Below are 14,262 nucleotides of genomic sequence, written 5' to 3' on the forward strand. Positions count from 1 at the left end.
CATAAACCAACCATGAGCAAAATTTTCAATAACTACTTTCTGGGATTCGCTTTTTTTTTATTGGCTACCTCCGCGGCTTTGGCACAAACGGCTCATAATCCAATTATCTACGCGGACGTACCTGATATTTCAATAATCAGGGTAGGTAATACTTATTACATGAGCAGTACTACTATGCATATGAGCCCAGGGGTGCCAATCATGAAATCTACAGATTTGGTTAACTGGAAACTTGTTAGCTATGCATACGATATTTTGGATGATACTGATGACCTAAATCTAAGCAACGGTAAGAGTAGCTATGGGCGAGGTTCGTGGGCAAGCAGTCTGCGTTATCACAATGGCGTTTACTATGTATCTACTTTTGCGGGCAATACCGGCAAAACTTATATTTATACCACGCATAATATTGAAAAAGGCCCGTGGAAGGCTATATCCTTTAAACCAAGCCTGCATGACCACTCCTTGTTTTTTGACGATGATGGCAAAGCTTATATGATTTATGGAAGCGGGCGCATCATGTTGGCGCAATTGAAGGATGACCTGTCGGGAATAAAACCTGACACGAAGCCACAGGTGCTGATAGAGAACGCCAGCCTGGCTGCCGGACCGAATTTAGGATTGCCGGCAGAAGGCTCGCAGATGTTCAAAATCAAGGGGAAATATTACCTGTTCAATATTTCGTGGCCACGTGGTGGAATGCGAAGTGTTCTTATTCACCGGGCAGATAAAATTACCGGCCCATATGAAGGCCGCCTGGCATTGCAAGACAAAGGCGTAGCCCAGGGTGGTTTGGTAAATACACCAAACGGCCGGTGGTTTGCCTATCTTTTCCGCGATTTTGGTTCAGTAGGCCGGGTGCCTTACCTGGTGCCGGTAAAATGGGAGGCTGGCTGGCCTGTATTGGGTATAAATCATCAGGTGCCCGATACTGTCGCGTTACCGGCAAACAAACCGCTAATGCCGGGTATCATCTCATCGGATGAGTTTAACCGCAGGCGCGGCGAACGCGATTTGCTCCTGGTTTGGCAATGGAACCACAATAATGTTAATCAATTATGGTCGCTAAAGCAGCGTAAGGGATACTTGAGGTTAACTACAGGGAGGCTTGATACTACTTTAATTACGGCGAGAAATATGCTTACACAGCGCACATTTGGCCCTGAATGCTCGGCCATTACAGCTATTGATGTATCCGGGCTTAAAGATGGTGATTGTGCCGGCCTTGCATTGTTACAGCAAAAATTTGGATGGGTGGGTGTAAAGGTTAAAAATGGCAATAAGTTTATCGTTATGGTAAATGCGCAGGGCGGTTCGCCGGCAGAGTCGGCAAGTATTCCGTTAGCCCAAAACCGGGTGTATTTAAAGGCCGCATGTGATTTTAAGGATAAGGCCGACAAAGCCTATTTTTATTATAGCACCGACGGAAATAATTGGATTTCCATTGGCACCACGCTTCAAATGGCGTATACTATTCCTCATTTTATGGGTTACCGGTTTGGCCTTTTTAACTACGCCACAAAAGTTACCGGCGGATATGCCGATTTCGATTATTTTCGATTGGGCGATAAATAGACCATCCAGCATTAATCCGGTTGTTTAAAGCAGGCATGTGTTTCATGCAAAGCAAAATGCCCCATTTATCTGATTATAAACACCAGTGTTGCAATTGTATTAATCAGTGTTATTCTGAAATGAGTAATCCCTTTACCTTGCGGCACTATCTTGTAAATGATGATGAATTTTAAAAAATGCGCGGCGCTGATTGTATCTATCTTATGGTTTAATTGCTTAATGGCGCAAAACCCCCTTATACAAAACCAGTTTACTGCCGATCCTTCGGTACGTGTTTTTAATGGCAAGATATATCTTTACCCTTCACACGATATTCCCGCTACCCCCGGGCATGGCCGGGCTGGCTGGTTCTGTATGCAGGATTATCATGTGTTCTCGTCAGCCAACCTAACCGATTGGACGGATCACGGCGTAATTGTGAGCCAAAATAAAGTGCCCTGGGCCGACCCGGCAGCTTATAGCATGTGGGCTCCTGACTGTATTGAGCGGGGCGGGAAATATTATTTTTATTTCCCGGCACCTGCAAAACCCGGCGGCACCAAGGGCTTTTCAATTGGTGTTGCAATAGCCGATAAACCTTACGGCCCATTTGTTCCGCAACCGTTGCCCATCGCCGGGGTTCATGGTATAGACCCAAATGTGCAAATTAATAAGGACGGACAGGCGTATATTTACTGGGCGCAAGGAAACCTGTACGGCGCTAAACTCAAAGCTAATATGCTTGAACTGGCATCAGAGCCGATAAAACTTGATGGCTTCCCCGATAAGGGATTAAAGGAAGGGCCTTATTTATTTGAACGAAAAGGTATCTACTACATGACTTATCCGCATGTGGCCGATAAAACAGAACGGCTTGAATATGCCATGTCAGATAGTCCCCTTGGCCCCTTTAAATATGCCGGGGTACTTATGGACGAATCAGCTTCGGGTTGCTGGACCAACCATCAATCTGTCATAGAATTTAAAAATCAATGGTACTTATTTTATCATAACAACGACTTATCGCCAGCCTTTGATAAAAACCGGGCTGTACGGGCCGATAGTTTGTTTTTTAATAAAAATGGCACTATCCGCAAGGTCATCCCTACACTGCGTGGCATTGGCATAACCGCCTCATCAACAAAAATACAGGTAGATAGGTATAGCGCCAAAAGCGCGGATGGAGTAGAGACAGAGTTTATAGATACACTAAACAAATTCGAGGGCTGGAAAGCGGTTTTCAATAAAGCCAGCTCATGGATAAAATATAACAATGTGTTTTTTGGTAAACAAACAGCGGGATATGTTAGTGTAAACGCCTGTTCGGCAACCGGCGGAACTTTATTAATTAGTACAGAAGATAACCCGGACAAGGTTATAGCAAAAGTTATTATACCAAAGGGCAACAACTGGAGCATTGTTAAAAAAGCATTAACAGCGATACCTGCCGGCGTAAAAAATATTATTGTGCAAACAGAAGGCAGTGGTCATGTAGAAGTTGACTGGATAAACTTCAATTAAACACTGCTTACCGAAAGTTTCGTGATAAACCTACCAGCGTGTAAACATATTGAGATAAATATGTTTACACGCTGTGTTGTTAGAAATCAACTTATGTCCGAAAAATCTACAAGCTGCGCTCTCTTTTTATGCATTTTCGTTCAAAATGGAGCCACGTGAATTTTACGGGTATAGGTTGATGTTGTCAATAATAAACGGGATTCTGTTCTATACCATCACGCTGTTATTTTCTGCCTTTCTGTAATCGGATGGTAACATGTTAAACTTTTCTTTAAATGACCGGGAGAAATAATGCGGTGTTGCAAAACCTGCTTCATAAGCTATTTGAGTAACTGTCAGATCGCTCTTTAGAAGCAATATCGCAGCACGGTCAAGCTTATAGGAGCGGATAAATTCAACGGGCGGAAGACCGGTAAGCTCAAATATTTTCGTGTAAAGTGCTCCCCGGCTCATTGCCAAATGTTCGCTAAGGTCCACAACGGAAAATTTCGGATTGTTCAAGTTGTTATCTATATAATTGATCACCTTGTTTAAAAACTTCTCCCTGCCAGATTCAACCGCTATATCGGGATGAATGACCGTCAATTGCTTTTTATATGTGTTTTTCAGCATGGTATTCAGCTGCAACAGATTTTTAATTTTGATATTTAATATTTCAAAATTAAAGGGTTTGGTCAGGTAATCATTTGCCCCCGATTCAAGCCCTCTTAACTGCTCGTCTTCGCGCGTGCAGGCAGTAAGCATTATAAACGGAATGTGGCTGGTTCGTTTATCAGCTTTTATCTTCCTGCTTAGCGTAATACCATTCATAAATGGCATGGTAATATCGCTAATGATCAAATCAGGATGGCATGATAGCGCCTTATCCCAACCTTCTATACCATTTGAAGCTTCAACAATTTTATATTGTGCCATTAAATGATCTTTAATGTAAAAACGAAACTCATCGTTGTCTTCTACAATAAGCAGTAATGGCATGTCTGTAATTGCCTGGGCAATATTTCTTTTTGTACGAGGCTCCTTTTCCCTAATATCTGTTTTACCAGCAAGTTGAACTTGTATTGACCGCTCAGCAAAAACTTCAAGAGGGATCCTCACACTAAAATCTGAACCTCTTCCTAATTCGCTTTCAACAGTAATGGTGCCACCGTGCATTTCAACAAACTCTTTAGTAATTGACAAACCGATTCCGCTTCCCGGATTTACGTTTGCGGTGTTAGTTTCCCCGGCCTGGTAAAACCGCTTAAATATCAGGTGTTTTCTGTCCGGGTTGATGCCGATACCGGTGTCATTTATTTTAAATTCCAAAGTAGTTTTATCGATGTGCGGCGTAGGGTGCTGAATAACATCAACAGAAACCGTCCCGCCGGGTGGTGTAAATTTAAATGCGTTGGAGAGCAGGTTAAATAAAATGCGCTCTACCTTATCGTGATCAAATCGAACGAACAATTTTTCGGCGGGTGCCTTAAAATTAAAGGTGATGCTTCGCGATTCTGACAGATCATGAAAAGAATCTACAACATCGCTTACAAATGAAAATATTTCGCCTTCGGTCAGGTTAAGCTTTAATTCTTGTTCTTCTAACTTGCGGAAATCTAAAAGCTGGTTAACCAAATTTAACAAGCGCCGCGCATTGCGCCGTATCACGGCCAATTGGCCTGTGGTTTGTTCATCCTTATGTTCTGCCAACAGCTTATCTGCGGGTGCCATGATAAGCGAGATTGGTGTGCGGAACTCATGGCTGAGGTTAGTAAGAAATTTAATTTTGAGCGCATCAAGTTCATGCAATCGTTCTGCTTCTCTTCTTTCCTGTTCCAGCGCCAGTTTACCTTTTAATTTCTTTATCCCCCTATGGCGGATGAACAGTAACGAGCCCGAAGCCATCAGGGCGTATAACAAATAGGCGTACCAGGTCATCCATATTGGCGGATGAATGATAATACGGATTTGGGCACCTGAGTTATTCCATATCCCATCGTTATTACAAGCCCGCACAATAAACAGGTATTCGCCAGGATCTAAATTGGTGTAATACGCCGTTGTAGCCGAACCTACATAATTCCAGTTTTTATTGAACGATTTAAGTATGTAGGCATACCTGCTCTGCTGGGGAAGCGTGTAATTAATGGCAGAATAACTGATTGAAAAGTTTTCTTTATAATCCAGGTCAATTTGCTTTGCTACCGAAATATCCTGTTTAAGCGGCGAGTGACTGCCGGATAACACAACGTTATTATTAATTTTAAGGGTGGTTAAAAATACCGGGGGAGTATTGTTGTTAAGTTTTACGTCCTGCTGCGGGTCAATATAATTAAAGCCTTTGGCCCCGCCAAAGAAAAGCAGGCCCCTGGTTGTCCGGAGGCCCGATCCGTCGATGAAGGCATCGTTTTGTAAGCCATTGTAGGTGGAATAATGAGTAAACTTTTTAGATACCGAGTTAAGCCTGCATATTCCTTTATCAGTACTTAACCATATGTTGCCGCTATAATCCTCCAATAGTTTATGTACAACGCCATCTGGCAATTCGTTTGGGGCGGAGTAATTGACAAATTTTTTATGGTCGAGATCAAAGCAAAATAGCCCATCTCCGGCAGTGCCAATCCACATGTTGCCCTTATGGTCCTGCAAAAACGAAAACGGACGATCAATAGCCATTCCGGTAATCTTGTTATTATACACCCTGAACTTTTGAGTTGCGGGATTTAAGACTGCTATTCCACTGCCATAGGTGCCAATCCAAATGTTTCCGTCGCGGTCCTCTTCAATAGCTCTGATATAACCATTTACAGGCAAATTACGTTCGCCGGCAGAGGCAGGAGTTGACGTATATTTAAAAAAGGTTTTTGTACCAGGGTCAAATACATTAACGCCGCTGCCATTGGTCCCTATCCATACCCGGCCCTTACTATCTTCCTTTAAACAAAAAATTTCGTTGTGGTTTATGTGTGCATTATCATTTCCTGCATTTAACTGTTGGTACCCGCCTGTTTTTGTATTGTAAATGAACAACCCATCCTGAAACGTGCCTATCCAAAGTTGCTGATTGCGGTCAAGCATCATGGTTAATATAGGAAGCCCGGCCGAGTTGCTGCTTGTTTTTGATTTTATAGGAATATGACTAAACAATCCGCTCTTGACATGAAAAAGATTCAAGCCTCCGCCATCTGTGCCAACAAACAAGTCCCCGGCCTTATTCTCGGCAAATGACGAAACAAATGGCGCGCTTAACCCGGCAGGATCATAAGCATTGTTTTGTTTTGAATTAAATAAAGTAAGGTTTTTGTCATACTTATCCACACCACCCTGGTAAGTGCCAAGCCAGTAAATCCCATCAGGGTCCTTATAAATGCAACGGATGGATTTACTGCTTACGCTGTATTTATCCCTATCGTCATGATTGTAACGTTTTACCTTTCCGGTTATTGGGTCTAATATATCCAAACCACCTTCGGTACCTACCCAGATTTTATTGCCATCCGCAGCCATGCTGTATATAAGGCTGCCGCTAAGGGTACTATCATCATTAGGGCTGTATTTGAAACTTGTAAAGGTTTTTAAATCTGCTGATAGACTGCCTAAGCCATCGTCAGTTCCTATCCATAATTTATGCTGAAATTCGGCTATGGTATTTATCGCGTCACCCGGTATACTTGCGGGATCGTCTTTTTTATGCATAAAGGCAATGAAGCTGTTTGATCGTTCGTTATAAAGATAAAGGCCCTTACCTGTCCCTATCCACATTCGGCGCTGGCTATCCCGGAAAATGGATAATATAACACCCGAATGTAGCTGTCCTGGTTTTTGCTCATCGGTTTTGTAAAATACCTCTTTTTTTGTTTTAGGGTCAAGCACGCACAGGCCTCCTAACAGTCCAATCCAAAGCCGGCCGTGCGTATCGCCGTAGATCGATTTGATGTAGCTGTTTGCAAGATGCCCGTGGTCAGCACTCTCCTTGTAATTTCGGAACTGATCTTGAGAACGGTCAAGGTAATATAGCCCGCCCCCCATGGTACCTACCCAAAACTGCCCAGCCTCATCCTCGTACATACTTGTAACTTCCCTGGAGCGAAAGCCCGATTTGTCCGCAGGGTCAAAGCGATACGGCTTATGTTCTAATCCGTCAAATCTGTCCAGCCCATCCGCTGTTGCAAACCACAAAAAACCATAACGATCCTTCATGATTGCATTAATCGTGTTTGACAGCAAACCATCGTGAGATGTAAGTACAGTAAATCGTAAAGACTGCCCCTGGCATTGAATAGTGATTTGGGTTGATAATGTGAATATAATTAAGAACAATCGTTTAACCGCAACTCGCTTAGGTGGTAATAGATAGTTTAACATTCCGGTACTGTTTAAAAAATTAGTACAGCATCCCGCTTTAGCCGCAGATGATGTACTAATAATTTCATTTCAAAAATAGGAGGTTTATAACGGTGCAACTTCAAACAAGTGTTTGGTGAAAATCACACAACGTAAATATAAACTATAAATTAATAAAAAACAATCGATTGCATAAATAAAAAAAACAGCAATTTTAGCCTGAATACCTGGTGCAATATTTACTTGCATATTTGAATTTGTAACGTAAAACATCCAGGTAACGGCTCTCATTTTGTCGCAAATTGAGGCGGCCGTTTATTGCTGATGAACCTTCGGTATCACAACTTGCTTTCCGTGCAGAAATGGGATATTAAGCCATCAAATGATTTAGCGTTTTGCTGTTGTGTTGCCTGATTAAGACACAGGTGTAGTAAAAGGGCACTTATTTCAACGAAAGTGTTGATTTATTCAACATTTGTGGCACGTCGAGTTCTGTTTTCAAAATACTTTTGGACGGAGTTGATTTAAAAAATGTTGGTTTCACAACGTTTAATACTTAAACCGCCAGATAAACAACCAATCTGTAAACCAACACTTCAATTTAAAACGCCCGGGCACAATCTGAATTATCTAATATCATGCACCAACTAATCCGGCTTACGGGCCTTGTCTTCATCTTCACGCAATCAGTTTTGTTGGTAAACGGCCAGGAAAAAATACCAGATTCCTCTCGGTTTTATCAAACAGTTAACACCTATGTGAACCCCGTGTTACCTGGCGATCACCCAGACCCCACCTTACTTAAGGTAGGAGATGATTTTTATCATTGCGGCTCTTCCTTTCATTTTAACCCCTACCTGCCCATTTATCACTCAAAAGACCTTGTTCATTGGGAGGTAATAAGCAGGGTGCTGCCATCATCAAAGGCAGCCTGGGTTACCGATAGGCCTTCAGTGGGTATCTGGCAGGGTGCCATAACCTACTTTTACGGCTCCTACTGGATCTACTTTTCGGCCGGCGGGCAGTGGTTTTGTAAGGCAAGTTCGCCTAAAGGGCCATGGTCTGCTCCTGTACAGGTAAAGTCTAATCCCGAAACCGGTAATCTTGGTTATGACAACTCCATTTTTGTGGATGATGACGGAAAACCTTACATGGTCATAAAAAACGGTCAAAAAGTTAATCGTTTGCAAGCCTTGGGTAAGGATGGGCAATTGACAGATTATGTGATAAATCTCGACTGGGTAAACGCCAGGCTACAGTATAGCTGGGCAGAAGGCCCGGTAATGTGTAAACGCAATGGCTATTATTATTACTTTCCTGCCGGTGATGTTACGGGCGGACAATATGTGTTAAGAGGAAAAACGTTGACCGGCGATTCGACAAAATGGGAAAGGCTTGGTGATTTTTTTAAACCGGCTACCGATGATAAGGTGGGTTTCCGTCGTCCTAACCACATTTCGGCTCCCGTTCAATTAGCCGACGGCACCTGGTGGACTATCGGGCAAAGCTATGAGAAGTACGATGGCGACGACTGGTCTGGCACCGGGCGCCAAACCTCTCTTTACCCCGTAACCTGGGAGGGCGACAGGCCCTGGGGTATGGCCCCGGCCACTACACCTATCCTGAAACCGAATCTGCTACGGTCGGGCATTTCATGGACAAGTGTAAAGACAGATTATTTTGACGGCGGCGAATTGAGTCTTAACTGGCATTTCCTCACCAAAAAAGCCTCAGCATCTTACTCGCTTACCACCCGGAGGGGATGGATAAGGCTTACACCCGATACTGCCCGTACCCATCTTGTTCAAAAAGAAACAGACCACTATTATTCCGCTGTTACCAAGGTTGACCTGCGGGCAACCAATGACGCTACCAGGGCTGGTATTTATCTTACTAACGGAAATCAGGCGGTGGTGGTGAGACTTTACAGCGGTTACAACAACGGAAGGAAAATTGTTTTTACAATGGATACCGCGAGCAGGAGCGCGCCCAACATCTTTGGAAATGCAGTTTGGCTGAAACTGGAAAGAAATGGCCACCAACTAACCGGATATTATAGCGGCGACGGAAAAGCCTGGGTTTCTTTAGGCAGGCCAATTAATGCGGTTAAACTTGATGAAGCCCAGCCAAATTTTAATTCATGGGTAGGTACAAGTGTAGGGTTATTTGCAGAAGGAAAACCGGCAGACTTCGACTGCTTTATTTGCAAAGACGGCGCCTCGTCCTTACCGGCAGCAGGCTATCGTAATTACTATGGAATAGCAACTGTTAATAAAACGGTAACCAATACATCGGTGTATGGTGGATGGTTCATGATATCTGGTGTGGAATTTGGAAATCAGTCCCCATCTTCAGTACAGGTACTTGCTTCTTCAAATCGCAAAGGCTCGCTTCAAATATGGCTTGATGATCTTCAGAACGGTAAATTGATAGCCACAATACCGTTAAGCGCTACAGGCAACGGTAGTTATAAAATATTCAGCAAACAACTTAAAAATGTTACCGGGCAACATGATGTTTTTGTGCGGTATCCTGCAGGTGTTCCGCAAAGCATCTTTATTAAAAGCATACGGTTTCCTGGTAAATAGGATGACTTTAGGTATTGACCCGATATGAAAATTAGTAAAACAAAATCTTTATTTAACTACGACTTAAGTATGCAAAAATTAGTGTTATTGTATGTAATGATTGCTTTGCTGCCTGCTTTGGCAAATAGCCAAAATCACAAAGCTTCAAAAAAAATGCCAGGTAAAGGGGCTGTTGCTTCCGGCGTTTATCCTGATCTTTTTCATGAAGCCGGATACAGCAAGGGCGATATCAACATAAAGGTAGCCAAGGCCTATCATGATGTGTTTGAAGGCCCCAACAAGGTTTATTTCGAGGTAGGCGATTCAATGGCCTACGTGTCTGATGTGAAAAACCACGATGCCAGGACAGAGGGCCTTTCGTATGGTATGATGATCGCTGTGCAGCTTAATAAAAAAGATGTCTTCGACCGCATATGGCGATGGTCAAAAAAGTATCTTCAACACCAGGACGGGCCAAGCGAGGGATATTTTGCCTGGAGCATTAACCCTCAAACCATGAAGCATAATTCAGAGGGTTCTGCGTCTGACGGGGAGCTATATTATGTAACCGACCTGCTTTTTGCATCTAATAAGTGGGGAAACAGTACAGGCATTAATTATTATGCGGAGGCCAGGCGGATACTTGACGCCATGTGGAAAAAAGAAGGTGCCGCGAATGTTCATCCTTTAATAAACATGGCGGCTAAGCAAATTTCCTTTGTGCCCGAAGGCGCCGGGTATGGATGGACAGATCCATCGTATCATCTGCCTGCATTTTACGAGGTATGGGCGCTTTATGCAAAAGACGATCATGAACAATTTTACCGGGATTGTGCAGATACAGCAAGAGCATTTTTACATAGGGCTTGTGACCCCGTTACAGCACTTAACCCCGATAATACCGATTTTAATGGTAAGGCACTCGGTGGGAGGCGGATGCCATCGGCTTTTCGTTTCGACTCCTGGCGCGTGCCAATGAATATCGCGATGGATTATGTTTGGTTCGGGAAAGACAAAAAGTGGCAGCAGGATTATGCAAAACGCTTTCAAAACTTTTTACGATCGAAGGGGATAAATGATTTTGAGGATCAGTTTAATACAGATGGATCTACACCTGCTTTTATTCTTCCGGCAGGAGGAGTAAAAAAGTTACGGCATTCTTTGGGATTGGTAGCTACCTCCGCCGCGGCCTCGCTCATGGTAACCGATAATACAAAATACGATTTTGTGCGGCCTCTATGGAACGCTAAACTTGAACCTTATGCAGATGGATATTTCGATCCATATTATGATGGCTTGTTGTATTTATTCAGCCTGATGCACCTCAGCGGCAAATACCAGCTTATACAACCGCAAACCAATTGATAAATTAATTTACATATAACAATATTAACAATGAAGAGATTACAATATATCAAACAATTGTTTTTTGGGGCATGTGCCGTTCTGTTGTTTAACATACCGGTTTATTCACAAGATATAATTCACCAGGCGCGGGTGGGTTTTGACGTGTTTCGTGCCGACATTCCGCATGGCAAAATTGATACCATTACTTATCAATCAAAAACCGTGGGCAATACCCGCCGAGCGCTTATTTACACACCTCCCGGATATTCTAAAAGTAAAAAATACCCCGTGTTGTATCTTTTGCATGGCATAGGTGGCGATGAAAAAGAATGGTATAACGGTGGTAGCCCCCAGGTTATATTGGATAATCTATATGCCGAAGGCAAAATTGTGCCAATGATAGTTGTGTTACCGAACGGAAGGGCTTTAAAGGATGACCGCGCGACGGGAAACATCATGGCACCCGATAAGGTACAAGGTTTTGCCGTTTTTGAAAAAGATTTGTTGACCGATCTGATACCCTTTATTGATAGTAAATACCGTGTATATACCGATAAGGACCATAGGGCAGTGGCCGGCCTGTCGATGGGAGGCGGGCAATCATTAAATTTCGGGTTGGGAAACCTTGACGTATTTTCATGGGTAGGTGGCTTTTCCTCGGCCCCCAATACTAAAAAGCCTGAAGAACTGGTCCCTAACCCCGACGAGGCAAAAAGAAAGCTGAAGCTGCTTTGGATATCATGCGGATCAAGCGACGGGCTAATTGCATTTAGCAAACGTACCCATGATTACCTGGCAGAGAAAAGCGTGCCGCATGTCTATTATATCGAGCCGGGTGTCCATAACTTTAAGGTTTGGAAAAATGGCTTGTATATGTTTTCACAACTTATTTTTAAGCCGGTAAATGTCTCAACGTTCCCGCAATATTCTTATAATGAAGTTGGTATACCTGCCCCCACTAATATTCCGGGTGTAAAATATCCTCAAATATTTCCGGATAACACCGTTTTCTTTCGCATAAAGGCACCGGAGGCGAAGAGTGTTCAGATTGATTTATTGAGAAAATACCCTATGACTAAAGACACCGGCGGGTATTGGACGGTAACTACCGATCCAATTGTATTAGGGTTCCATTACTATTCTTTAATAATTGATGGCGTATCCGTTGTCGACCCGTCCAGTCAAACTTTTTACGGTATGGGAAGGATGGCAAGCGGTATTGATATTCCCGATCCGGATGGTGATTTTTACACGATTAAGGATGTGCCTCATGGCGAGGTGCGTTCGGTAAACTACTACTCAAACATAACAAAGGCATGGCGGCGGGCAAATGTATACACACCTCCTGGTTATGATACACAAACCGACAAAAGATACCCGGTGCTTTACTTGCAACATGGCTCGGGCGAAGACGAAACCGGCTGGCCCACCCAAGGTAAAATGAACTTTATATTGGATAACCTCATAGCCGGGAAACAGGCAACGCCGATGATAGTTGTTATGGATAGGGGTTATGCTACTGACCCAACCCAACCGGTTACTACTAACGCCCGTGGAATGAGTATGGCAGGTAATGTTTTTCCGGATGTGCTTGTAAAGGAAATTATCCCGATGGTTGATGCAAAATTCAGGACGCTTACCGACCGCGATCATCGCGCTATGGCAGGGCTTTCAATGGGAGGGTTTCAAACTTTGCAGACCACCATTACCAACCTCGATAAGTTTGCCTTTGTGGGAGGTTTTAGCGGTGCCGCCTTCATGCAGCCAGGTACCGATATAACCAAAATGTATAACGGTGTATTTGCTGGTGCCAATGCTTTTAACCAAAAGCTTAAAGTGCTTTATTTAAGCATTGGAACTACCGAGCCTGAAAGAATGCAAACCACAGTAAAGGGATTTCACGAAGCACTTGAAAAAGCAGGCATTAAACATGTGTTTTACGAATCGCCGGGCACTGCGCATGAGTGGCAATCCTGGAGGCGCTCCTTAAACCAGTTTGCAAGCCTGATATTCAAGAATTGAAATTATTTATAAAAATGAAGCTTAGATTGATAGCTGCAACATGCCTTACGTTGTTGAGCCTTAAAAGTTTTTCGCAAGACAAGAATTTTTACATATTTATATGCTTTGGCCAATCAAATATGGAGGGTAACGCCAAAGTTGAATCCCAGGATACCTCGGCTGTTGATAGCAGGTTGCAGGTGTTGCAGGCTGTTGATTGCAGCGAAAGAGGCAGGGTAAAAGATAATTGGTATACAGCAGTGCCGCCACTCGCGCGGTGTACTACTGGCTTAACCCCGGCAGATTATTTCGGACGGACTTTGGTGGCAAATCTTCCTGAAAAGATACGGATAGGCATTATAAATGTTTCTGTCGCCGGTGCCAAAATCGAGATTTTTGAAAAGGACACCTATCAATCATACCTTGCAACCGCCCCCGGCTGGATGAAGGGTATAGCCGCCGAATATGGCGGCAATCCATACGCCAGGTTGATAGAACTGGCTAAGTTAGCTCAAAAGTATGGCGTAATTAAAGGTGTTTTGTTACACCAGGGAGAATCAAATACTAACGATACGTTATGGACAGGAAAAGTAAAAGGAATTTATGATAATTTAATTAGGGATTTAAAGCTGAAACCTAAAAAAGTGCCTTTACTTGCAGGTGAGTTGGTCAACGCCGACCAGGGGGGAGCCTGCGCCGCGATGAATAAAATTATCGCAACCCTGCCACAAACAGTTGCCAACTCATACGTTATTTCATCAGCGGGTTGCGCCAGTTCACCCGATCACCTGCATTTTAATGCAGCAGGGTGCAGGTTGTTAGGCAAACGATATGGCGAGGCTATGCTTTCATTATTAGGTTATAAATTGTCAGATACTACCATTCATTAACCGTCATCTGTTTAGGATAAACAATGCTGAGCGAAGTATAAACAGTTAACACTATCAAT

7 protein-coding genes are annotated in these 14,262 nt (G+C 43.4%); 6 read left to right on the forward strand and 1 reads right to left on the reverse strand.

Annotated features, from left to right (window positions below):
- Positions 1 to 12 precede the first annotated feature (12 nt).
- Both PQ469_RS27060 and PQ469_RS27065 read left to right on the forward strand, forming a co-directional pair.
- Positions 13 to 1,575: a glycoside hydrolase family 43 protein gene (locus PQ469_RS27060; protein WP_274210460.1), complete on the forward strand. Its 1,563-nt coding sequence runs from the start codon at positions 13 to 15 to the stop codon at positions 1,573 to 1,575.
- A gap of 156 nt (positions 1,576 to 1,731) precedes the next feature.
- Positions 1,732 to 3,075 carry a family 43 glycosylhydrolase gene (locus PQ469_RS27065; RefSeq protein ID WP_274210461.1) on the forward strand — a complete coding sequence of 448 codons (1,344 nt, stop codon included), beginning with the start codon at positions 1,732 to 1,734 and terminating at the stop codon, positions 3,073 to 3,075.
- A 207-nt stretch (positions 3,076 to 3,282) separates the two neighbouring features.
- Here PQ469_RS27065 and PQ469_RS27070 read toward each other — a convergent pair whose 3' ends face one another.
- Complete coding sequence (locus PQ469_RS27070) at positions 3,283 to 7,254, reverse strand: hybrid sensor histidine kinase/response regulator transcription factor (protein ID WP_274210462.1); 3,972 nt, start codon at positions 7,252 to 7,254, stop codon at positions 3,283 to 3,285.
- A gap of 782 nt (positions 7,255 to 8,036) precedes the next feature.
- On the opposite strand from PQ469_RS27070, the gene PQ469_RS27075 reads away from it, so the two are divergent.
- From PQ469_RS27075 to PQ469_RS27090, 4 genes are all read left to right on the forward strand, one after another.
- On the forward strand, positions 8,037 to 9,986 hold the full coding sequence (locus PQ469_RS27075; protein ID WP_274210463.1) for a family 43 glycosylhydrolase: 1,950 nt from the start codon (positions 8,037 to 8,039) through the stop codon (positions 9,984 to 9,986).
- A gap of 69 nt (positions 9,987 to 10,055) precedes the next feature.
- Positions 10,056 to 11,330 (forward strand): family 8 glycosyl hydrolase, encoded by a 1,275-nt coding sequence (locus PQ469_RS27080; protein WP_274210464.1) that lies wholly within the window; start codon positions 10,056 to 10,058, stop codon positions 11,328 to 11,330.
- Between the two features lie 30 nt (positions 11,331 to 11,360).
- Positions 11,361 to 13,334 carry an alpha/beta hydrolase-fold protein gene (locus PQ469_RS27085; protein ID WP_274210465.1) on the forward strand — a complete coding sequence of 658 codons (1,974 nt, stop codon included), beginning with the start codon at positions 11,361 to 11,363 and terminating at the stop codon, positions 13,332 to 13,334.
- 14 nt (positions 13,335 to 13,348) lie between these two features.
- Positions 13,349 to 14,203, forward strand: coding sequence for a sialate O-acetylesterase (locus PQ469_RS27090; RefSeq protein WP_274210466.1), 855 nt, complete (start codon positions 13,349 to 13,351; stop codon positions 14,201 to 14,203).
- Positions 14,204 to 14,262: the final 59 nt, after the last annotated feature.

Source organism: Mucilaginibacter sp. KACC 22773, assembly GCF_028736215.1.
GTDB lineage: Bacteria > Bacteroidota > Bacteroidia > Sphingobacteriales > Sphingobacteriaceae > Mucilaginibacter.